This is a genomic window from Dictyobacter halimunensis (genome assembly GCF_036245075.1).
In genome coordinates this window covers 2,173,659-2,195,128 of the sequence record NZ_BSRI01000001.1, presented here as the reverse complement: position 1 = coordinate 2,195,128, position 21,470 = coordinate 2,173,659, and the positions used below count along the sequence as shown (strand labels likewise).

21 protein-coding genes are annotated in these 21,470 nt (G+C 52.4%); 3 read left to right on the top strand and 18 right to left on the bottom strand.

Annotation, left to right across the window (positions count from 1 at the left end):
• Nucleotides 1-36: 36 nt before the first annotated feature.
• From AABA21_RS08740 to AABA21_RS08700, 9 genes are all read right to left on the bottom strand, one after another.
• On the bottom strand, nucleotides 37-1,344 hold the full coding sequence (locus AABA21_RS08740) for an RNA-guided endonuclease InsQ/TnpB family protein (protein ID WP_338248884.1): 1,308 nt from the start codon (nucleotides 1,342-1,344) through the stop codon (nucleotides 37-39).
• A 221-nt stretch (nucleotides 1,345-1,565) separates the two neighbouring features.
• On the bottom strand, nucleotides 1,566-2,135 hold the full coding sequence (locus AABA21_RS08735; RefSeq protein ID WP_338248882.1) for a hypothetical protein: 570 nt from the start codon (nucleotides 2,133-2,135) through the stop codon (nucleotides 1,566-1,568).
• Nucleotides 2,090-2,488 (bottom strand): hypothetical protein, encoded by a 399-nt coding sequence (locus AABA21_RS08730; RefSeq protein ID WP_338248879.1) that lies wholly within the window; start codon nucleotides 2,486-2,488, stop codon nucleotides 2,090-2,092. The genes AABA21_RS08735 and AABA21_RS08730 overlap by 46 nt, the downstream gene beginning before the upstream one ends.
• 360 nt (nucleotides 2,489-2,848) lie before the next feature.
• Nucleotides 2,849-3,061 carry a hypothetical protein gene (locus AABA21_RS08725; protein ID WP_338248878.1) on the bottom strand — a complete coding sequence of 71 codons (213 nt, stop codon included), beginning with the start codon at nucleotides 3,059-3,061 and terminating at the stop codon, nucleotides 2,849-2,851.
• A gap of 293 nt (nucleotides 3,062-3,354) precedes the next feature.
• Nucleotides 3,355-3,876 (bottom strand): GNAT family N-acetyltransferase, encoded by a 522-nt coding sequence (locus AABA21_RS08720; RefSeq protein ID WP_338248876.1) that lies wholly within the window; start codon nucleotides 3,874-3,876, stop codon nucleotides 3,355-3,357.
• Nucleotides 3,877-3,911: 35 nt separating this feature from the next.
• Nucleotides 3,912-4,697: a carbohydrate ABC transporter permease gene (locus tag AABA21_RS08715; RefSeq protein WP_338248873.1), complete on the bottom strand. Its 786-nt coding sequence runs from the start codon at nucleotides 4,695-4,697 to the stop codon at nucleotides 3,912-3,914.
• A gap of 237 nt (nucleotides 4,698-4,934) precedes the next feature.
• A complete protein-coding gene (locus AABA21_RS08710) occupies nucleotides 4,935-5,876 on the bottom strand; it encodes a carbohydrate ABC transporter permease (RefSeq protein WP_338248871.1) in 942 nt (313 codons plus the stop codon).
• 28 nt (nucleotides 5,877-5,904) lie between these two features.
• Nucleotides 5,905-7,179, bottom strand: a complete 1,275-nt coding sequence (locus tag AABA21_RS08705) for an ABC transporter substrate-binding protein (protein WP_338248869.1) — start codon at nucleotides 7,177-7,179, stop codon at nucleotides 5,905-5,907.
• 230 nt (nucleotides 7,180-7,409) lie between these two features.
• The gene (locus AABA21_RS08700) at nucleotides 7,410-7,649 is read right to left on the bottom strand and encodes a hypothetical protein (RefSeq protein ID WP_338248868.1); all 240 of its coding nucleotides are present in this window, start codon (nucleotides 7,647-7,649) and stop codon (nucleotides 7,410-7,412) included.
• Nucleotides 7,650-8,413: 764 nt separating this feature from the next.
• Between AABA21_RS08700 and AABA21_RS39320 the strand changes: the two genes are divergently transcribed.
• On the top strand, nucleotides 8,414-8,605 hold the full coding sequence (locus tag AABA21_RS39320; protein WP_126601175.1) for an AsnC family protein: 192 nt from the start codon (nucleotides 8,414-8,416) through the stop codon (nucleotides 8,603-8,605).
• Between the two features lie 183 nt (nucleotides 8,606-8,788).
• Here AABA21_RS39320 and AABA21_RS08695 read toward each other — a convergent pair whose 3' ends face one another.
• From AABA21_RS08695 to AABA21_RS08680, 4 genes are all read right to left on the bottom strand, one after another.
• Nucleotides 8,789-9,037, bottom strand: a complete 249-nt coding sequence (locus AABA21_RS08695; protein ID WP_338248866.1) for a hypothetical protein — start codon at nucleotides 9,035-9,037, stop codon at nucleotides 8,789-8,791.
• 26 nt (nucleotides 9,038-9,063) lie between these two features.
• A complete protein-coding gene (locus AABA21_RS08690) occupies nucleotides 9,064-10,218 on the bottom strand; it encodes a sensor histidine kinase (protein ID WP_338248864.1) in 1,155 nt (384 codons plus the stop codon).
• Nucleotides 10,219-10,484: 266 nt separating this feature from the next.
• The gene (locus AABA21_RS08685; protein ID WP_338248862.1) at nucleotides 10,485-11,519 is read right to left on the bottom strand and encodes an NAD(P)-dependent oxidoreductase; all 1,035 of its coding nucleotides are present in this window, start codon (nucleotides 11,517-11,519) and stop codon (nucleotides 10,485-10,487) included.
• A gap of 300 nt (nucleotides 11,520-11,819) precedes the next feature.
• Nucleotides 11,820-12,332: a 2-thiouracil desulfurase family protein gene (locus AABA21_RS08680; RefSeq protein WP_338248860.1), complete on the bottom strand. Its 513-nt coding sequence runs from the start codon at nucleotides 12,330-12,332 to the stop codon at nucleotides 11,820-11,822.
• A 1,293-nt stretch (nucleotides 12,333-13,625) separates the two neighbouring features.
• On the opposite strand from AABA21_RS08680, the gene AABA21_RS08675 reads away from it, so the two are divergent.
• Nucleotides 13,626-13,805: a hypothetical protein gene (locus AABA21_RS08675; RefSeq protein ID WP_338248859.1), complete on the top strand. Its 180-nt coding sequence runs from the start codon at nucleotides 13,626-13,628 to the stop codon at nucleotides 13,803-13,805.
• Nucleotides 13,806-13,913: 108 nt separating this feature from the next.
• On the opposite strand, the gene AABA21_RS08670 is transcribed toward AABA21_RS08675, so the two are convergent.
• On the bottom strand, nucleotides 13,914-15,203 hold the full coding sequence (locus AABA21_RS08670) for a glycosyltransferase (protein ID WP_338248857.1): 1,290 nt from the start codon (nucleotides 15,201-15,203) through the stop codon (nucleotides 13,914-13,916).
• A 93-nt stretch (nucleotides 15,204-15,296) separates the two neighbouring features.
• On the opposite strand from AABA21_RS08670, the gene AABA21_RS08665 reads away from it, so the two are divergent.
• Complete coding sequence (locus AABA21_RS08665) at nucleotides 15,297-15,860, top strand: GNAT family N-acetyltransferase (RefSeq protein WP_338248855.1); 564 nt, start codon at nucleotides 15,297-15,299, stop codon at nucleotides 15,858-15,860.
• A 506-nt stretch (nucleotides 15,861-16,366) separates the two neighbouring features.
• Here the strand turns inward: AABA21_RS08665 and AABA21_RS08660 are convergent.
• From AABA21_RS08660 to AABA21_RS08645, 4 genes are all read right to left on the bottom strand, one after another.
• Nucleotides 16,367-17,428 carry a sensor histidine kinase gene (locus tag AABA21_RS08660; RefSeq protein ID WP_338248852.1) on the bottom strand — a complete coding sequence of 354 codons (1,062 nt, stop codon included), beginning with the start codon at nucleotides 17,426-17,428 and terminating at the stop codon, nucleotides 16,367-16,369.
• 331 nt (nucleotides 17,429-17,759) lie between these two features.
• Nucleotides 17,760-18,434, bottom strand: a complete 675-nt coding sequence (locus tag AABA21_RS08655; RefSeq protein ID WP_338248849.1) for a response regulator — start codon at nucleotides 18,432-18,434, stop codon at nucleotides 17,760-17,762.
• A gap of 109 nt (nucleotides 18,435-18,543) precedes the next feature.
• A complete protein-coding gene (locus tag AABA21_RS08650) occupies nucleotides 18,544-19,794 on the bottom strand; it encodes an ABC transporter permease (RefSeq protein ID WP_338248847.1) in 1,251 nt (416 codons plus the stop codon).
• A 14-nt stretch (nucleotides 19,795-19,808) separates the two neighbouring features.
• Nucleotides 19,809-20,645: an ABC transporter ATP-binding protein gene (locus AABA21_RS08645; protein ID WP_338248845.1), complete on the bottom strand. Its 837-nt coding sequence runs from the start codon at nucleotides 20,643-20,645 to the stop codon at nucleotides 19,809-19,811.
• Between the last annotated feature and the right edge of the window lie 825 nt (nucleotides 20,646-21,470).

The following is a 21,470-nucleotide window of genomic DNA, read 5'->3' as shown; positions in this document are numbered from 1 at the left end:
GTGGACATTCTCCCTCAATTGCCTTTTCTCACCATGCTACAGTCCCCCCCGTTCCCTTTCGGGTCGAAGGTCAGGTGATGCTTTAGTTACCTTTGCCCTAGTAACACTGGATGCTCCAGTAGGGGCCATGAAAGCGCAACGGCGCACAATGACTCGGCCTGCTCGTCCACAGGCTTGAAACGCCTCCGCTAAGATATTGAGACTCCCATTGTGGTCACGGTGGATGACCAGACCACAGTGGGGACACTCATACACCCGCACTGACAACGGCATCGGTTGCCGATATCGGCAAGCCGAGCAGGTCTGAGATGTATACGCCGGGTCCACTTTCACGACCTGCCTCCCAGCTTCTTCCGCTTTGGCCTGCAGACGTATGAAAAACTGTGACCACGATGCATCGGCAATGGACTTTGACAAACGCGGGTTCTTGACCATATTACGCACGACGAGCGCTTCCACGGCAATCAACCCAAAGCGGGCGACCAGCTTCCTGACTTCCTGCTCAATAAAGTTCTTGCGCCGATTGGCAATACGTTCATGGATGCGAGCGACGACCTTGCGTCGTTTCGCTCGTGCATTGGTACCTTTGGCAGCCCGGGACAGCTTGCGAGAGGCTCGTGCCAGTTTCGCCTCCTCCTGGCGGAAAAAGCGGGGATTGGCAATCGCTTCTTCGGTACTCAAGTACGCAAAGGAATGCAAACCGACATCAATGCCCACGGCTTCCGCGCATACCGGCAAGCGCTTCTGCTGGGCTTGCTGCTCTGAGAGCTCTACCGTGATACTCACGAACCATTTGCCGGTCGGCGTGCGTTTGACACTGGCGGTTTTCGGCGTTCCGATGACCGCACGATGCAGCACCATTTTGATGTAACCGAGCTTGGCCAATTCCAGGATGCCTCGCTTGTGCTGGTCCTGCGGATGGATCTTGAAGCTATTGCCATACTGCTTGAAGGTCAACGAATGATACCGCCCACTCGATTTGAAGCGCGGAAAGCCTGGAGTCTTGCCCTGAGCCACGCGCCCAAAGAAGGCTTGAAAGGCCAGATCCACGCGCTTGACCACATCCTGTAGGACCTGGGCTGGCACTTCAGCCAGATCGGGGCGCACCGCTTTGCATGCGGGCAATTCGGCGCATTGATCTTCAAACGAGAGCGAGACCCCTGCCATCCGATAGGCGCTTTTGCGCTCATCAAGGGCGGCATTGTAGGTCTCACAGCACAGCCGCAACCAGTGCTCCAACACGCGTTGTTGCTTGCGCGTGGGATAGAGCCGAAACTGATAGGTTCTCGTGGATGGTTTCGTTCTGATCGTGGGCTTGCGCTTGGACGTGCGTAGGTTGCTCACGTGATCCCTTCCTCATGGCTCAGTGATCGTGTTGATCAGGTTCCTTGCCCCAGCAGTGTACGCCCAGAAACGCTTCGTGTCAAGAACATGCGTTCCTTATGGGTATTCCCAAGCCCCAGCCCGCAACGCAAAGAACGCCGCTTTCATCCCCGTGGCTGCAAGCTCAGGGGCTTTCAGCGGCGGCATTTGGGTAAGCACAACAGATTGGGGCGCTGTGTTCTCTACGAATGTCCTTTTTCCCGAACAGATGAAGATCCATGCAGTGGACGCGCAGGATTAGTTCCGGGCGTCTTTATGCCGGTAATGACAAGCTCGCATAGTGGCAACTTGCTATGTCCAACAATAGTCCGATTGAACTGTTTGACAAACAGCTTGCTATAGCCGGCATCGACGGCCCGTCCGTTCACGCGCACGGACCACCAGGGGCTATTGAGAACACTCCAGGACCAGCTAATAAAGGCGTGTTCGCCGGAGAGCTCATTGACACGGATATACGAAGTAAAGAGAGGTTTACCGTAAGTATAATAACTGGCAAAGAGCCGAGCCTCATTCCAGTGCAGCGAAGCCCTGCGCAACGAATAGTGCGCCGTTATCCCCTCATCATTGATGACAAATTTCGGGCAATAATTGTTGGAGGGCTCAAGGAATAACATCCATACTATTATCAATATTGCCAATGCCAGAACGCAAATAATACCAATGATGAACTGCACAATATCCAATTGACCTTGCTGCATAATAGTGATTATTGCGATGACCAGCAACGCGATGGCAGACCCGATACCCAGCACGCACAAAATAGTCCATAAAAGCGCACTGGACGCGTTGTGATTGTCGCAGGCAGATCTAGCGAAGATCCATCGATGTCAGGTTGCTTTGCCGCCGCGTAAGAAGCATTGTGATCAGCCGCATCCTGTCGCACCCAATTCAAGCGCCGCCAGTAGCGTTCACGGCGTACAAATACGTTGTAAAGCGCATATAAAAAGGCCACTGAATAGAGAAGGCTAGCAATTAATGTAGTGTTTTCAGCATTTTCCCCATGAAATAAATTATTGAAGACACTCCATAGAAAACTACCAATGAGCAAGAGATATATAACAGACTCGATGCGTAAGCGCCAGATATTTGGGTCCTGCTTGAGCATTGTGACCTCCGCATTAGAATGTGTCTTTCCCTCGTCTTACAGAGGTACGTGAGCGTCACCACACAGGCGCCCGTGTGCACGGCCACATTCGTTTTTTTGTTGGTGCAATACCGGGGCGGGTGCGACTGCACCCGCCCCGGTATTGCACCAACAAAAAACCAATTGAGCGCCACAGGCGCGAAACTTACGGTTTTAAGGCACATACTTTATATATTTATATATGATACGCGTATAGCAACATATCTGGATGTGCCGATGAAAAAAGCAGATCGGAGGCATAACGAGGCATGTAAACTATAGGATCAAAGCGCCCTATAGTCACATCATGATGTTGATGAAGTAGAAGGGAGGAGGCATCGGTTAAGCCATGCTGATAACTTTTTGCTTTTCCTCTTCCGCGCTCTCGGCCATGGCCGGCCGTACCGCGAATACATGACGCCCATGCAGGCAATAATATTGCCAGTGACCATGGGTGTCGAGAACCGGCCTGGTCTCGGTTTCGATATCTACCAGTAATACTCCCTTACCATGGCCATGCTTACATTGATGCTCTTTTGGAGGGTACGCATTCATTAGTTGTCCTCATTTCTGTGCCACACACAAAACCGCTATTGGAACTTTTGTTCTATACATACTATCTGGTGCTATTGTAAATGTCCCACATCATTGACAAACACCATCGAATACCATCAAATGCTATCGAACACAATACATGCCATCGAACTCTATCCTTAAAGACGAATAACTCACCTGTGATATAAAATGTAGCGGCAAAAATGCTATGATGTTAAATATTTCGCTGCGAATGCAAAATGATTGTCGGCATAACATCAACACGCGAGGGCAACATTGTGAGAACCATGCGCCTATACAACGGGAGAGGTAAAGACGGCCACGCTGTAGTCATGCTCGGGGAAGACGCCGTGGAGCTTGAAGCCGGCGCGGGTATAGAAAGCGCGCAGATTGGTATTGGCCGCCCAGCAATCCAGAAAGATCATGGCACGGGGATCCGACCGGGCAAGCAGGTTCTTCAATCCAATGAGAAACTGCAGGCCGAGCCCGCGTCCCTGCTGGGCTGGCTCAAGCGCCAGCGTACGTAAAAACCACGGATGCTCCAATGTATCCGCCAGTTGCCACTTCACCAGGAAGGGAAAGGTCTCAACCGTCACAGGGCTGACAAATACGCTACCCAGCAAGTTGCCACCGTCTTCTTCGAGCACAAAAGCCGTGCGCGACGCGACATACTCACAGACCTGCTCTTGCGGAATAGGACCGATCACCTGCAGGCTCCCCATGTCGATCAGCCTCTGCTGTACACGATCGATCAGATCAACGATATACGAGACTTCATTGGGCCGTGCCGGCCTGACCAGTAAAGATGCTTCCATGCGTTGAAGATTCCTCCTGACAATAGCTGATTGTGTTACTCTTTCAGGGCGCCGACGGCGATATTGGCGATAAAGTGGCGGCTGCCAATTAAAAAGACCAGGAGCAGAGGTACCGTCGCCATCAGCGTCCCAGCCATGACCATACCATAATCGGAGCCATAGACGTTGTCAAGCTGCGAGAGCGCGACCTGCAGGGTATATTTAGCCGGATCATTGAGGATAATCAAAGGCCACATATAATCGTTCCAGACACGGATAAAGGTAAAGATGCCCAGGAAGGCCAGGGCTGGTCGCAAGATCGGCAGCGCCACGTGCCAGTAGAGACGCAGGTGGCCGCAGCCATCGATGCGTCCAGCATCCACCAGTTCGCCCGGCACCGCTGATTCCGCGTACTGCCGCATCCAGAACACGCCAAAGGCGCTCACCATGCCCGGCACAATCAACGCCTTAAAGCTGCCGACCCAGCCCAGCCTCGCCATCAGCACAAACGACGGCACAGCTGAGAGCTGCGAAGGAATCATCATGGTCCCGAGCAGCAGCACGAACAGCAGTCTGCGACCGCGAAAGCTAAATTTGGCGAAGGTAAAGCCTGCCAGGGAGCAAAAGAAGAGCACCAGCGTGGTCTCTACGCCGGCCACGAACACGGTATTGGCGAAAGCTGCGAAGAAATCGATGTTTGTCAGCACATTGCTGATATTCTCGACCAGGCGGGAGCCAAAGGCTAACCTGGGTGGATAGGCGAAGATGTCGCTGGTCCTGTTGGTGGCCATAGCCAGCAGCCAGTAAAATGGGAAGAATGAGATGGCTGTGACCAGTAGCAAGATGAGGTGCAGCGAGAGCTGTTTTAGTCCGCGTGCGCGGGGCTGTTTTTTTAAGGATATATTTGTGTTTGGTCCATGATCCGATCATGCTGTTTTGTGTTCCTTTCTGCCGAAGAGGTTGGAGGTTTGTGCCTTCGGCCCTTGACACTACGCACCTACGGTGCTCAAAAAAGTAAATGTATGTGTCTGTTGGTGCAGGTCGCATAGCGACCTGCACCAACAGACACATACATTTACTTAGGATCGCTGGAACAGGAGCCAGTTGAGGAGGGAGAATAGGGCGATCAGTACGAAGAGTCCCCAGCCGATGGCGGCTCCGTAGCCGAAGTGGTAGCTGCCGAAGGCCTGCTGGTAGAGATAGAGTACGATGGTCATGCCTTCGCGGCCGGGTCCACCGTCGTTGCCCAGCAGTACCTGTGGCTCGGTGAAGACCTGCATGCCGCTGATGGTCGAGGTGATGACGGTAAACAGCATCACGGGGCGCAGGAGCGGAAGCGTGATACTCAGGAAGATCTGCCGTGAGCCCGCGCCATCGATGCGTGCCGCCTCATACAGGGTGGAGGGAATACTCTGAATACCTGCCAGGAAGATCAGCGCGTGATAGCCAATCGTGCGCCACAGGATCATCGCGGCGATCGCGCACTTCATTCCCCACGGCTGGCTCAGCCATGCTACTCGTCCCAGCCCCAGCGCGGTCAACAATGCATTGAGCAGGCCAAACTGATTGCTGAACAGCGAACCAAAGACGAGCGCGATAGCCACGATCGAGGTGATGTGGGGCAGGAAAAACGCGATCTGGTACAGGCCCCTGGCCTTGACGAGTGGTGAGGAGAGCAAGAAGGCCAGCACCACCGATATGCAGATCATGGGAAAGGTCGCCAGCAGCCAGATCTCCAGCGTATTGACGATCGCCTGCCAGAAATAGCTATCTGTCAGCAGGTAAGCGAACTGATTCCAGCCCACGAAGCGCATTGGCCCGATGCCATCCCATTTCTGAAAGGAGAGATAGAGGGAGAAGGCCAGCGGGAACAGGCCAAAGATGGCGAATAGCACAAAGAACGGGGCCACCGACAGGTACAGGGGCAAGCTACGGAGTAGCTCGCTCTTCCGGCGGGACCTGGGCGCGGAAACGGGCACCGGAGGCGGCGCCATCACCGGTGGACGACTCATCACATTCATAACCCGGCACTCCTTTCCGCTCACAAGACTAATGAGAGAGCTCTCGCTGTACCTGCTGCTGGGCCGCGTTCCAGGCCGCCTGCGCATTCATGTTCTGCATCTCAATCAGGGTCAGCCCGCGCTGCAGCACGTTTTGTACCACATCGGCATCGGGACTATTCGGCACCGGTTGAACATTGGCCGCCGCCTGGCTAAAGATCTTCGTGGTCACCTGTCCCCCGAAAAATGGTTCGGGACGCTGTAATTGAGGGCTATCCAGGCTGGCACGCGCGGAGGGATAGAGTCCGGTGTCAAGGTAGGCTGTGAGCTGATTGCGGGCCGACATCAACCAACTGGCGATAGCAAAGGCCAGTTGTGGATGCGGCGAGGCCGCCGTCACGGCCAGGAACGAGCCGCCAGCATTGCCAGGTCCACCGGGAGCCGGGGCGATGCGCCACAGGCCGGCCGTCTCTGGACCAGCATCCTTCAGGCGATGCTTCATCCAGACCGCGCCCACGAAGGACGCAATCGAGCTATTGCTGATGGCGGCGCTCCAATCGGTCGAATATGAGGTCGCCTTCGCGCTCAGATCCAGCTGGTGAACCCTGGCCGCGTAATCCCACGCCCGCCTGACCGCCGGCTGATCCCCGATATAATGATTGGCCGCGTCAAAATATTGCTGCCTGCTCTGACCCATGATCTGCGTAAAAACATTGTTGATGTTATCAAACATATGCACCCTGCCACCGGTGGCCTGTCGCATCCGCACGCCCGCCTGGAGATAGTCATCCCATGTCTTCAGCCGCGCGGCCACAGCAGCGGGATCGGACGGCAGGCCGGCCCGCTTGAATAGATCGGCACGATAGAACAGAGCGGTCGGGCCCGTATCCATCGGCAGCGCGATCACTCGTCCACCGGGGGCAATCCCTTGCTGCCACTTCCAATCCAGGTACGCCTGGCTGATCCGGCTCACTCCCAGCAAACGCAGATCAGCGAATTGATCGGCATCAGGAAAATAGGTAGCGATATTGGCATTGATGCCCACGATATCCGGTATATTCGCGTGGCCGGCCAGGGCCGTGCGCAGCTTCGCATCATAGCCCCCACCGATCTTCAGCGCCTGAAAGCGCACGTGAGGGAAGTGCCGTTCCACCTGGGCCAGCAGCCGATCATCGATGGCCCGATTCCAGTACCAGAGCGTCATCGTAATCCTGCCATCGCTATCAGTACCGAGCATAGGCAAAAAAGCCGGACCCCGGCACGCGGTTAACACAAGCACAAGGAGACATAAAATAAAGCAGCCCCGCTTAAAACTCTTCACCATACCAGCTTCCCCCAATCGGCACGCAAATGTATAATATGTTGATCCTGCTATTACAATACATATCGTCTTAATCAGGGCGGAAAAAAGCCAATATAGGTTGGGGATGATGGTCAGATTGCGCAACTGCGCAATCTGACCATCATCCCCAACCTATATTAAAAAACCTGGCCCATCGGATCGTTCCGATGACCAGGTGAATGTCGCTTTATCTTAAGAAGTACCTTGACTACTTACTCACCATACCAGGGAGCGGTAATGGTATGCTCTTTTTCCTTGGGTGTGTAGGCAACCACGGCACTTGCCTTTTCGTTCAATTTTACTACCCAGACGTTATCAGAAAGGGCCTTCAGCTTTTCAGCTTTGACGGCCGGGACACGTTCCGGTGAGGTGCCATAAAAATCACAAGCGGCTTGAATAACTTCTACGGGTGCTCCAAAAGATTGACGTTTCCAAAATCCGAACAGGTTCATGATGATTCCTTCTTTTTTCAAAGAGGGCACACCAAGTAACCACACTGCTGCAAGAACTACATTGATCTACTGCCTTGGCGAACCAGAATAATTTTTATAATCATATATTGATGCTTCCCCACTTCCTTGCCGGTCCATTCCGGCCCAATTTTACATGGATAAAACGAGGACATAGCTTCAAAACAAGCAAGATGGATTTTCTATAGTGTCCATCCCACTTATTCTGACGAACTACCATCGTCTCTGGTCACTAAAAAGCTTTTTTTTGAATATTTTTATTTTTGTCGTACAGGGGTACGTGATCGCCCCCGCACGGGCGTCCGCGTGCGCGGCCGCACTACCTCCCTTAAGAATTTTGGGCACAGTAGATGCTGGGGAGCTTAATAACTTTTGAGCACGGTAAATGCTGGGGACTATTGGTGTGTCGGTGAAGCAAGGACGCGGATGCACACTTTTTTTATTCAGGAATTGGGCGACACCACCGGTGGGTGCGGATGCACCCACCGGTGGTGTCGCCCAATTCCTGAATAATTTTCACCCAATTTGGTAAAAGGGAGAAAAGAGTGGCTAGCGGCCATCAAAAGTTGTACAATAGGGGTACCACGAAAAAATTACATGCCCCTATGCCCTATTACATAGGTGCTTTTAAATATACGCACCAACTGCCATCGGACAGGAAGGAAAGAAAGCGTACGTGGTACGGTTACATCCCTGTAGAGCGTTGTTATTCTTAAGGTATTCCGCATTGTAAGGGAGGTTTGGTAGTGAACACATCCGAACAAAAGTCAACATCAACGCACAAGGTTACAGACAAAATTATTCAAATTCTGAAGAAGAATCCGAATATTAGCGATGCCGAGTTAGCCGAACAGGCTGGTCTCAAGTCTGAGGCGTCCGCCCGTGGGTGGAGAACAGTCGCCGAGGATACTATGAGAGGCTGGAAGTGGGGCTACTAGGCGGCTTCAAGGAACTTCTCAATACAAATACATATGAATGGTGTCTAAAATAAGTACATATCAGTTCTTTTTTACGATGCTATGCTATAGAAGGCAGGCCCCCAGAGCGGGGACCTGCCTTCTGGTTTTGGTTTGAGCTCTTATGCTGATGGGAGCTTGAGCGCCCCCGCACGGGCGGCCGCCCTATTTTTGGGTTGATGGATCGGGTGCGCGAACGCGCACCCGATCCATCAACGGAAGAGAGGGTTGGACGGCTGGCTGCTGCGCGGTACGCGACCCATCCATCAACAGAAGAGAGGATTGGACGGCTGGCTGCTGCGCGGTACGCGACCCATCCATCAACAGAAGAGAGGATTGGGCGGCTGGCGTTGCGCGGTACGCGCACCCGATCCAACAGCAAGCATAAGAGAGGGTTGGGCACCTGGCCGCCACGCCAAACGTGCTGCTGCAGACGCTAATCAGGTGGTCAGGGATAGGGGGAGGAGGGTGATGGGGACACCGGGAAGGGTGAAGCAGAAGCAACTGCCCTGTCCCGGGACACCAGTACTTTCTACCCATATGCGTCCGCCCATTGTTTCTACCAGGTGTTTGCAGATAAACAGCCCAAGACCGGTACCACGGACCGAGCCGGTCATATCACGCTTCAGGCGCATTACTTTCTGAAAAAGCATCGGCATATCGGCTGCCGGAACACCCTCTCCCATGTCCTGTACCCGGATACAGATATCAGGACAGGCAGGTAGCCGGTTAGAGATCAAGGTGGCGCTCACCGTTATCCTGGTATCGGCCGGTGAATATTTGATCGCATTCGATAGCAGGTTGTGCAGTACGCGCTCCAATTGCTGGCGGCTGGCACGCGCGGCCAGGTCATCAGAGATATCCAGTTGTATCTCGTGCTGCTGACTATCCAGCCGATCAATCACCCCTTGAGCAATTTCGGCCAGCGAAATAACAGCTATATCAGCAGAGGATATACTGATGTCCAGTTGCGTAGCTTCAAGGATATTATCGATCAGTGACTCTAATTCGCCGCATCCATGGCACGCATGGTCAAGAAAGTTCGCGGCGCTATCCGCATCGAGCTGCGGGTAATTTTCGCGCAAGAGCTCCAGGTAGCCCTTGACCTCGGTGAGCGGGGTGCGCAACTCATGACTTACATTCAGCAAGAATTGATCTTTGAGATCGTTGAGGCGCTGGTGCCGGGCGGCCGCCAGTGCCAGTTGTTGTTCCGCCAGCTCGGTTTTGTGGTGCGCGAGTTGGACGGCGTTAAAGGCGGTGCGGATACAGCTTACCACGAACGCCGCCAAAAAAAATGATGCGATCTCAAGCAGCACATTCAGCGGCAGCAACCGGGGCCAGAACAGAGTCATCATCCAGATCAAAAATAAGAGCAGCGCGCAGATGACGCCACCAACACAGAGATAAGGAAAGGGGAGGTGAAAATACCAGGCTAGAGACGCCACAGAGATAATCAGTAAAGATAGAGCGATTTGATGAAATGGCACTAACAGGCCAGACATTAAAACAACCAGGCATAACAAAGAGCTCAAGGCGCATAGACGCCAGGCACCATCAAGAGGCAATTGTTTTAATAGCCGCGGGAATAAATACATCTTAAGCAATCCTTTGCTCCTTTCACCATGGAAAGAACAATCGGGCACAGAGAGTATCTAAAAGAGGCATGCGGTATACTATAATCTTATCCTATCCATTATATCTATCCTTATTCTCTTTATAACCAGATAAACGGCGAAGGTTGCAGAAAATCATTTCTCCACGTACTTATGGGCTACACATAATTTAGCAGGTAGAGTAACGCGGTGAGCGGGTGCATGGGCACCCGCTCACCGCGTTACTCTACCTGCTAAATTATGTGTTCTTATCTGCGAGGTCGAACCACGTTCTGTGGATCACCAGTCAGAAAGGCCTGCACGTTTTCAATGGTGGTATCTAGAATGCGCAGCAGCGCCTCATTGGAGTTAAAGGCCATATGGGGGGTAATAATAACGTTGGGACGGCGCTGCAGCATATTATTTTGTACCAGCATGCGCAACTTCTCCTCGGCGCCGCTCTCTCCCAGCAGTTCTTCCTCGCGCTGCAGAAATTCCTCGCCCTCAAAGGTATCCAGGCCCACGCCCGCCAGAATACCTGTATCCAGAGCCCAGGCGACCGCGTGGGTATCCACCAGCGTACCACGGGCGGTATTAACCAGATACGACCCACGCTTCATTTTCGATAGAGCCTCACGATTAATCATGTGATACGTGCTGGGCAAGCTCGGCGCGTGCAGGGTCACCACGTCAGCTTCCCTCAATAGCTCGTCCAGCTGCACAAAGTTAAAGCCCAGCACCTCGGCCAGCAAGCGATTGCGCTTACGCTGGACTTCATCATAGACCAACACACGCATCCCAAAGCCGGTCGCGATACGGATTACCCGCAGGCCAATGGCACCCGCACCGATCACGCCGATCGTGCGCCCATAGAGATCAAAGCCGCGCAACCCCTCAAGGGTATAGTCGCCACGCTTGGTACGCGAATCGGCCAGGTGAACCTTACGCGAAATATTCAGCAGGAGAGCAAACGTATACTCGGCAACCGCGGTCTCGCCATAGCCCGGCACATTACAAACCGTTATGCCACGCTCCTCGGTCTCGTTCAAATCGATATGGTCAAAGCCCGTCGATCGCGTAGCAATGATCTTCAAATTGGGCATCGCATCGAGCTCGGTCGGACCAACTTTAGAATGGATAAAAGGCAGCAGAACCTCCACATCGCGCAGTTCCGCCAGCGGCACCTCGTCGAGCGTAGTATTAATGGCGCGCAGATTTACCAGCGTCCCCAGTTTTTCGGTCAGACGCCTGACCTCGTCCTCTTTTGTTTCTGTAGCTAAAGCATATGCTTTTGTTTGAGTCATAGATACAACCAGCCTCCGAAGATATCTAAAAGTCCCCTTACAGTCAGTTGCTTACCAGGGACCGACTTTAAGCCACTTTTTTCTAACTCTGGATACATTTCTTTATAACACAAATATGACAGCACGTATCTATGCACACATCACGATCCCATCACATCGGGAGTAACAAAGAAAGACACATCAGGAGGGAGCAAGTGTGAAGAAATACAGGAGAACGCCAGCGGCAAAGAGCGATAGGAGATCGGATGACCGCATCTATGCATCGCTGCTATTGCCGCTGATTACCAGAGAGGTCAAGAGCTACATCTTGCTCAAAATCGGCTCAGGTTGAGAATCGCCCAGAAGCGTCTGTTCAGAGTAGACCCGGATACCCGAACGCAGCAGGAGCGCGGTCGTGACGCCGACGCCATCTCTTTTGGTGCCTGAAAAAGTTCCATCATAAATTTCCCGGCTGCCACAGGAAGGGCTCCCCTCCTTCAGCACCACCTCGCTGATACCGGCCGCCTGTAATATGTGTAAAGTTCTATACGCGGCCATAATGAAAGCGCCGGTCAGATCCTCGCCACGATCGTTGTACACGCGTGCCTTGCCATCCAGAACCGCATAGCCATCTCCGCCCACTATTTCGGCCGGCCGTCGTGGCGTAGCCAGCCCTGCCAGCCGTTCAGGGCACAGGGCGATGGCATCGCCTCGCTGCACCATGTTCTTCAGCATCGGAACCGTTTTCGCCTTGCCGTTATAGCGGCACTGTACGCCCGCCAGGCAGGCACTAACCATCTTCAGCGGCACCGGCTTATGTAAATGCTTTGTCATCGTCCCACTTCTTTCCTGCTAGGCAACAACGGCCGACCCATCAATACACGTATCATCTGTATTTCCCATGTAATTGTTCAGCATATTCACAATCAGGACTACATCTGTCCAACATGTACTCGCCGAACAGCACTACCAATATTTCATATTCCAAATCCAACAAACCAATATTGCGTCTTTCTATATATCAGACAGCACTACTATGTAGAGAATAATACGAAAGCAGCTATACATCGGGAGACAATACGGGCCACCTATTATCATTCCATTAATATTACTCTAACATTTTTACGGGCTTTTTTATATTTTACTACTCATTTATGAGTAGAATGTACTATTTAAGGGCCGATACAGGCCAGTTCATCGTGTTCCACTTTCTCTAAAGAGAAACACACTATATGGTTTCAAACGTAAAACAGAACTACAGTAATCAACTCTTTATGTCAAACCAGCGCGTGTCTGACTCCCGTCATCGTAGGGATACGTGAGCGCCCCCACACGCGCGTCCGCTGCGCAGCCGCGCTGGTTTGTAGTGGTGCAGTGAGGGCGCAGATGCGCCCCCACTGCACCACTACGTCAGAGCGTGTCTAACTCCCAGGATCATCGCCTGCTGCCCGCATGAGGTTTCGCACTTGCGGTGCTCACGAGTCCGTTTGGTGTTGATGCATCGCGGGCGCGGATGCGCCCCCACTGCGCTACTACGTCAAAACGTGCCTGACTCCCAGGATCATCTCTGCTGCCCGCATGAGGTTTCGCACTTGCGGTGCTCACGAGTCCGTTTGGTGTTGATGCATCGCGGGCGCGGATGCGCCCCCACTGCGCTACTACGTCAAAACGTGCCTGACTCCCAGGATCATCTCTGCTGCCCGCATGAGGTTTCGCACTTGCGGTACTCACGGGTCCGTTTGGTGTTGATGCATCGCGGACGCGCCCGCGATGCATCAACACCAAAAAATAAGTGCGGCCACGCAGCGGACGCGCGTGCGGGGGCTCTCATGCGCCAGAAAAGAGGGATGTCAGATACATTTCCATATAGAACACTTATTCTATATTCTAATAAAGTATACGGAAGTCCAGCCAACAAGAGATACAATTTTTTATATTTATGATTTCGCTGATAGAAGGTAGTACTTCATGGGCAAATGGTACCAAAAATTGAGGATATGAAAAACATCATATAAAGTCACCATTGAAAGCGATGAAACAGGGTTTCGCGCTTGGACGGTTGAAGAATATCACCTCGCGGAAGCTTACATTGTGGCGAGGCAAGCAACATCAATAAGGGAGAACGTCATGAATCTAGAGCGCATTAAGTATCAGACATGTCCCTATGATCAAGAAGAAGGCATTTTACTTACTGACCTGGAAGAGGTGATACCCGAGACGGATGACGACGGCAACCTGCAGTACTACTGCCCATCCTGTTCCAATACATTCACCTACTGTGAATGTGATTCCCGGGATCGCCGCTAGTTAGAGCAGCTATCAATATCCACTATTTTGCCGGAAACAACCTCGCTCCGAGGGTTTCCGGCAAAATAGTGTTCTCGTACTACAAACGGCCCCAGCAGGGGGTAATAGTTAATCAGCGGCCGCACTATCACTTGACCTGGAGGATTGCTCAACGCCTGACGGTTGAAGTGAGCGCTGATGCACCTTTTCCAGGGCATCCAGATAGCTAAGCACCATCATGGGAAGAAGATAGTGTTTGCGTACATGCTCGTGCGCATTGCGTCCCAACTGATGCCAGCGATCACGGTCTCGCAGAAGTTCCAGCGTACGTTCAGCACAGGACTGCGTATCATCCACGATATAACCGTTCTCTCCATCGACCAGTTGAATCTTCAGGCCGGTTGCTGATGTACCTATGACTGGCTGATTTTTCCACATCGCCTCCGTCGCCGTCAGGCCAAAGCCCTCGCGCGTTGAGCGCTGCAGGATCACGCTTGAATAGCGCTGGAAGGCATTAACCTCATCATCGCCGATAACGGCAGGGTCGGACAGCAGGTGAACATCTTTATCATCTCCCGCATAGCGCTGCAGATCGTGCAGCACCTCGACCGCCCCCTTGTCATCGGTCGCCTCCATCGCGCCAACAAAGGCGAGCTGGACCTCTGGCATCTGCTGTTTCACCAGGCGATACGCATCGACTGCCTGCCAGGGATCTTTCCAACGATCGAAGCGCGCCACCTGGGTGATGAGTGGACGCCGAACGTCGATACCACATTTGTGTAAGAGCTGTAACCCACGCTCATGCTCCAGCGGAGCATTCTTGCGTCGGAATGGATCGATTCCGAGTGTCATCACGTGGGCCCGCTCTGGCCGGATCTCGGGAAAAACCGATGGCGCGCTATTAAAAACGCAGAGCTCATAGGCATCCAGAAAATCCTGTATGTAGCTTTTAGCGTGTGGATTGGGTTGGGCGGTATCGACATGACAGAACCAGATAGCCGGTCGTAGCCACGGATAGAGCTGGGCCAGCGGGGCGAGCTGGTAGTCGTGCACCACGTAGACATCAGCGTGATCGTCATGTTTGGACAGTCTGGACTGACCGAGCCAGTCTAAAAACCGATCACGTTCCCTGTCTGAAATCTCTCCCGGCTCGCTCCCCTGCAGCATATCCACCAGGTGGGATATAAAATGGCTGGTGCTCTCATCCAGCTGGATGACTTTTCTGCTCTGGGTAAATCCAAACTCGTGCGCGATCGGGTCCAAACCTTCCAGAATCTCCGCCACACCGCCACCCTTCGCAGTAGTATTGATATGCAGTATATGCAATCCACGTAACTTTGATGCCTTCTCGTAGATAACATTTAGGATATCTTCACCCACTAAAGAGACATATTGGTCCAGTTGTTTAGATTTTTTCATCGAACGGCACTCCAGGATAAAAAAGACTTTTCATATGTGGTACGGAAGAGTAGAATAGTCAGATACTCAACCACAACGAGAAGGGACCGTTAGATGACAACCGCAAACTTTTTTGCCCCGTTCAGGCGTATCGTCTTACATTTTCCAGACAACCAGCCCTATGGTCTGCGCTCCATCGATGATAGCTTTCCCAACCCCCCCGAGCTTCAACAAGAGATCATCGCCATCTGCAATGAGCCATTGCTCTATAACCGGCTCTTCCGCGAGCGACTGCAGGGGCAGCCATACAATGTGGAGAACGCCCGCTACTTCTTCAGCTGGGCCCGGGACGGCTGGCGCAACCACGGCTGGTTCGTCTTCCTCATCCTTGATCCCCTGGACCATGTCGCCGCCGCCATCGATATCAAATCCAATAATGCCGATGAAGCGGAGATAGGTTACTGGGCCAGCAGCAAGAGCCGTGGTATCATGACCAACGCGGTGATAGCGCTCTGCGAAAGCGCCCGGAGCGCTGGATTTCGACGGCTATATGCCATGGTAGAACCCGACAACACCCAATCCATCGGAGTAGTTACGCGAGCAGGCTTCGCGGCGGCGGGCAACGCGGTAAGAGATGGCCATACCTATCTGCGCTTCAATAAAGATCTCACTAATTGAGATAGTATTATTGCAGGCAATAGCAACTTTTCGTTACAATTAATATTGACTTCGGTGTTAGTACGTGCTAATATCTTAGTAGATCCGTCGGATATTAGCATGTGCTAACACTTCTCATCAAGTGACCGATAGATAACAGCAATGAGATGATATTTTATATACAGTTTGACGCTTTTATATATCGCCAGGCTTAAATGTATAAGTTGATAGCGCTCGTTCAAGGGAGAAGAGAACGATGAAGCAATTACGTGGTGAACATACATGCGCCCTTTGCAATGCCCCATTAAAATGGTGGAATAGCCAGTCCTGTATGGATTGCGGCAAGATTATCTGCAGCCGCCACGCCTGCGCGATCAAGCGTAACCACAGTTCGGTGCTACATTCCTATTGCGTACATTGCTCGAGTCATCACACTAACGTAGCCATCAACGCGCACACGCAGAGAGAGCTGCTGCACCTCTCATAAATACGGATACGAGACGAACATAAAAAAGCACATGATCAGCTTATAGCTGCGTCTCCTGTGCTTTTTTGCTATCAACTTGATTCTCTACAGCCATGATCGGCAACGTAACTTCTATGCTTGTGCCCCCACCGGGCGTCGAACGCACAGCGAATCGTCCTCCAGCATGCTCGACGCGCTCAAACATACCCCGTAACCCATAATGCCCCTGCGGACTCAGGCAGACAAGGTGACCATCCTCACGATATTTGTAGTAAGCACCGGGCAGGCCAATCCCATCATCATGAATCAGCAACGTTAATTGATCCCCTTGCTGGCCGATACGCAGATCAACATGTGTAGCATCGGCATGCTTCTCAATATTTGTCAGTGCCTCCTGGCTCACCTTCCATAGCACCTCTTCTAATGCTTCAGGCAAGCTGGTCACATCTGTTTCCAGGGTGTAGGTCACATGCAAACCAGCACGTCGCCTCAATTCGCTCACCGAACGCTCAAGAACCTGCTGAAAGCGTTCATGCTCCAGCACCGGTGAGCGCAAGTCAGCAATACTGGCGCGCAGACCCGCCATGCTCTCGCGCGCAATAGCTTTAGTAGATTCCAACTCCTGATTACAGCGGTTGGGATCGCGCTCACGCAGGCGCTGCGCCGCCTCCAATTTGACAGCGATCAGCACCAGTGCGTGGCCCAGCGTATCATGCATCTCGCGCGCCAGCCGCGTCCGCTCACGCAAGACCGCCAGTTCCTGCTCCTGCGCCACCGATTGTTCCAGACGCCGGTGGGCCTCCTCTAACCGGGTGTTGGTATGTTGAAGTTCTCGAAAGAGTCTTTCGCGGGTAAAACGTTCCGCAATCAGTTTCTGGAACAGCATACTCATACACGTAAGACTATAAATAGTCAGTCCCTGGCTAACAATATTGAAAAATCCTACCGCATTTACAGGCCATGCCAATAATCCTTGAAACGCAAAGATGGTAAGGGCAATCAGGCTCACCATCAAAAGCAAGCGACGGGAACTAAACAGGCCAAAACACAGGCCAAAGACCATATAGAAATTCCAGACGAAATTGCGATTAATTAAGACGAGCAGGAAAACCGACAGATACATGCCGCTCCATATAGACAAGGCATAGGGTAAGGATGGGGGCCAACTCTGCTGGCGCGGGCTCTTGAACAGGATGTGAATTGCGTACAGAAGAAATGCAACAATCGAAAGTCCAACGCAGGCCCCCCCCTCCAATCGTGCCAATAAACGGGCTCACTTATAAGTACAATCGAAGTTATGGTGGATAGATAGAAAAAACATAGAATAACGAAGCCCAGCATTGTCCGATTAAAAGAACGATAAAATACAATATCACCTGTCTCTATTTCGGAGCTCATGGTGCTTTTTCCTCTCTCAACTCTGCGCATTCCTGATCGCATGTAGCATCAAAGTATCAGAACAACTTACGTTCACGTGCCAGGTGGGCAGCCTGCGTTCGATTCTCGATCTGAAGTTTGCTCAAAATATTTGAGACATGATTTTTGACCGTGCCTTCTGCCAGTCCCAGTTGCTCCGCTATCTTACGATTGCTGGCACCTTCGGCCAATAGCTTGAGAATCTCAATTTCACGGGGACTTAAATCATCTGAGGAATGGTAAGATTGCGGCCTGGCGGGGTTACGCCCTTTGCGCCCAAATTCGATCAGCAGCTTGTTGGCGAGCCTGGGCTGGATAAAGGGTTCACCGGAGTGTACCTTGCGAATGGTAGCCATCAGATCAGTAGCTGGCACATCTTTGAGCAGGTAACCCATGGCGCCGGCTTTGATAGCATCAAACACATAATCCTCATAGTCGAAAGTCGTCAGGATAATGATGTGGGCCTGCGGATGGCTGGCGATCAGCGCAGTGGTAGCCTGCACGCCGTTCATGCGTGGCATCTCTACATCCATCAACACAATATCCGGGGCTGTATTTCTGGCACGTAAAGCTTGATAGGATGCGACCGCCTCTTCCCCATCGGCCGCCTCACCAATTACCTTCATGCCCAGCTCCAGTTCAAGGATCGTGCGCAGGCCATGGCGCATCAAGGTCTGGTCTTCACAGATCAGGATAGTAATATCATTGGTCATAGTGTCGTATCTTTCGTGTGCATTGGCTCTGTTATGCTCATCCATTATTAATGAGGAAGATGGTTCTGTCAAACCGCCAGATCATCTTCCCTTATAATTTATAGAGAGATCAGGCCACAGCGGTTTTGGGCTGAAAACTAAACAGGCGCAGGGCGATCACGAAGCAGATGCCGCCGTAGATCATCAATCCCAGGATATCAGGAAGCACTCCCGAAAGGCTCTTGCCAAAGAGCATGCTGCCGTTCAGACCCTCCATGGCCCAGGCGGTGATGCCGACTTTGGCCAGCTGCTGCATCCAGGTTGGCTCGGTATAAAGTGGCCACCACGCGCCACCAATGGCCGAGGTGATAAGAGTCACCAGGCTAACCACGGGATTGATCTGGCGCCGCGATTTGATCACCGACACCAGCAGGATGCCCAATCCTGTAGCGGCAAAGCTGGTGGCGATCAAGAGCAGAATAACGGCTGGCCAGGAAGGGATATGCATTTTGAAGACAAAGTAGCCGACCAAGAACAGGACGGTGAGCTGAGCCAGGGTAAGCAGAAACTGCGCCAGCATCTTGCCGCCCAGTAGCGCGTATTTCTGGATCGGCGCGATCAACAGCCGGCGGAAGGTCCCGTCCTCCTGCTCCTGCAGGATCGTGGCGGCCACCGCGTTCAGGCCAAAGAGCGAAAAGAAGATGGCGTAACCGGGCACCACCTGGTCAAACGCGCTCGCTTTCGAGGCCTGTCCCACCGTCTGCGCAACGATAGTCTGATCGCTGGTCTGACTGGCTTTAACGACCGCGCCGCTAATCGCAGCGTCATTGATGGTCTGTGGCGCGCATGTATTTCCCGGCTGGCCACACACCTGGTGCACCTGGCGCGCCGAGACACTGGCGATACGCTGCTCCTGCACAACATTATCGACGATACTGCGCACGATGGTAACGGAGGTGCCAGTCGCATTAGGCAAGGTATAAAACTGGATCAAATTTTTCGTCGTGCCGGCAGGCTGACCGGCATCCAGTATAGCCTGGCTGGCGCCAGCGGGGATAACGATCCCAACATCCGCCGCGTCATTGGAGGCATTAACACTGGCGGTCACCTGAGCGGTATCGGGATACTCACTGACGGTAATCAAGAGATTCTTTGTATCTACCTTGAGTGAACGGGCGATAACTGTACCGATACCTGCATCATGATTGCTCAGGGCCACCTTGATCTTGATCTGGGAGGAGTTATTACCATAAAGATTGCCCAGAGCAAAGCCAACCACTGTGATCAACACCAGTGGAACGACCAGCATCAAGACAAGCGCGTTTCTATCCTTCACAACCTGCAACAGGTCTTTTTTCGCAATATACCAGAGTGTCTTCATTATTTTCTTTACCTTTAGTCGCGCAACGTTTTTCCGGTCAATTGAATAAACAGCTCTTGCAGACCATGGGGTCGCTGCACCTGCTGCCGCTGATCGCGTAGCGCCAATAACTGGTCAAGCGTTCCCAGAGCGATAATCTGGCCCTCATCCATAATAGCGATACGATCACAGAGTCGCTCGGCCTCTTCCATATAATGTGTGGTGTAGAGGAGTGTGGTCCCCTGATCGCGAATCTGCTCGATCGTAGCGAAGATGTGCTCACGGGACTGAGGATCGACGCCGACGGTCGGCTCATCCATCATCAGAAAGTCGGGATTATTGATCAGGCCGATAGCCATATTGATACGCCGCTGCATACCACCTGAAAACGTCTTCACCTCATCCTTACGCCGCTCATAAAGTCCCACAAAATTCAATAATTGTTCGGATCGTTGCTGGCATTCTTTTTTCGATAAACCATAGATCTTGCCAAAGAACTCCAGATTTTCCAGTGAATTCAGATCTTTATAGAGCGCGATCTCCTGCGGCACCACCCCGATGATACGCTTCACCTCGCGGATATGGCTGGACAACGAGAGCCCATTCACGCTCACATCACCAGATGTAGGCTTCAGGTATCCACACATCATATTGATGGTCGTACTTTTGCCCGCCCCATTGGGACCCAGCAGGCCAAAGATTTCACCTTTGCCGATGGTGAACGAGACATCTTTCACCGCCTCATGTTTGCCGAAGGTCTTGACCAGGTGCTGTACCTCGACGGCAACCTCTCGTCCACCGTCCGGCAGGTGGATCGCTTCCCTCATATTTCCATTGATATTTGTTGATATTGATTCTATTGATTCCTGCATAAACGCTCCTCATAGCCGAAAGTTGTGCCGCTCTCTCAAGCTCATGCAAAGTATAACGTGCATATATAGAAGAAATAAAGTCCAAAAAGGGATATGGCACCATGACTTTCGTCATGGTGCCTGAAGGCATGGCCCGCGCCTGCGGCGCGGGCTAATAATAATGAGGGTGATGTGAGTGTGGTGGGGGGCGCGGATGCGCCCCCCACCACACTCACATCACCCTCATTATTGGTGGGGTTGGGGCTTCTACGGCATGGACTTAATCATCTCAGAGGTGTACGGTGGGGGCGCCAATGCCCCTCACCACGCCTTATTCATAATTGAGAGGAGCATAAAGAACCTGGACAGTTGGTCGTGGGTGGGTGGGGCGCGGATGCGCCTCACCGCGCCTTGTTCATAATTGAGAGGAGCATAAAGAACCTGGATGGTTAGTTATGAGTGTGGTGGGGGCGCATCCGCGCCACCCACCACACTCACAACCCCCTCATTATTGAGAGGAGCATAAAGAATCTGGATGGTTAGTTGTGTGGTTGGGCGCGGATGCGCGCCCAACCACACAACTAACCATCCAGATTCTTTATGCGTAGACGTAACTTTGGGGTTTGGGGGGGCGTGATATCCCTGTGATATAGAGGGGAACTGCAGTGATAGCTCTGTGATGGGGCAGGGCTATGATAGAAGAAACAACGGCGGGTGCATAGAAGCGCAGAATAAGAGATAGACCTGTAGAATTATCACCGGCATTGATCCTGGCTGCCGTGAACAGGAATAACGTTCTACGGTTTCTCGCTACCGCCGTTGCCTGACTGTGCAGATGATCCATCT

Excerpts from the sequence above, each read along its gene's own strand:
- AABA21_RS08730 (WP_338248879.1), bottom strand. The coding sequence starts at position 2,488 with ATGCTCAAGCAGGACCCAAATATCTGGCGCTTACGCATCGAGTCTGTT.
- AABA21_RS08725 (WP_338248878.1), bottom strand. The coding sequence starts at position 3,061 with ATGAATGCGTACCCTCCAAAAGAGCATCAATGTAAGCATGGCCATGGT.
- AABA21_RS08720 (WP_338248876.1), bottom strand. The coding sequence starts at position 3,876 with ATGGAAGCATCTTTACTGGTCAGGCCGGCACGGCCCAATGAAGTCTCG.
- AABA21_RS08710 (WP_338248871.1), bottom strand. The coding sequence starts at position 5,876 with ATGAATGTGATGAGTCGTCCACCGGTGATGGCGCCGCCTCCGGTGCCC.
- AABA21_RS08705 (WP_338248869.1), bottom strand. The coding sequence starts at position 7,179 with ATGGTGAAGAGTTTTAAGCGGGGCTGCTTTATTTTATGTCTCCTTGTG.
- AABA21_RS08700 (WP_338248868.1), bottom strand. The coding sequence starts at position 7,649 with ATGAACCTGTTCGGATTTTGGAAACGTCAATCTTTTGGAGCACCCGTA.
- AABA21_RS08690 (WP_338248864.1), bottom strand. The coding sequence starts at position 10,218 with ATGTATTTATTCCCGCGGCTATTAAAACAATTGCCTCTTGATGGTGCC.
- AABA21_RS08685 (WP_338248862.1), bottom strand. The coding sequence starts at position 11,519 with ATGACTCAAACAAAAGCATATGCTTTAGCTACAGAAACAAAAGAGGAC.
- AABA21_RS08680 (WP_338248860.1), bottom strand. The coding sequence starts at position 12,332 with ATGACAAAGCATTTACATAAGCCGGTGCCGCTGAAGATGGTTAGTGCC.
- AABA21_RS08675 (WP_338248859.1), top strand. The coding sequence starts at position 13,626 with ATGAATCTAGAGCGCATTAAGTATCAGACATGTCCCTATGATCAAGAA.
- AABA21_RS08670 (WP_338248857.1), bottom strand. The coding sequence starts at position 15,203 with ATGAAAAAATCTAAACAACTGGACCAATATGTCTCTTTAGTGGGTGAA.
- AABA21_RS08665 (WP_338248855.1), top strand. The coding sequence starts at position 15,297 with ATGACAACCGCAAACTTTTTTGCCCCGTTCAGGCGTATCGTCTTACAT.
- AABA21_RS08660 (WP_338248852.1), bottom strand. The coding sequence starts at position 17,428 with ATGTATCTGTCGGTTTTCCTGCTCGTCTTAATTAATCGCAATTTCGTC.
- AABA21_RS08655 (WP_338248849.1), bottom strand. The coding sequence starts at position 18,434 with ATGACCAATGATATTACTATCCTGATCTGTGAAGACCAGACCTTGATG.
- AABA21_RS08650 (WP_338248847.1), bottom strand. The coding sequence starts at position 19,794 with ATGAAGACACTCTGGTATATTGCGAAAAAAGACCTGTTGCAGGTTGTG.
- AABA21_RS08645 (WP_338248845.1), bottom strand. The coding sequence starts at position 20,645 with ATGCAGGAATCAATAGAATCAATATCAACAAATATCAATGGAAATATG.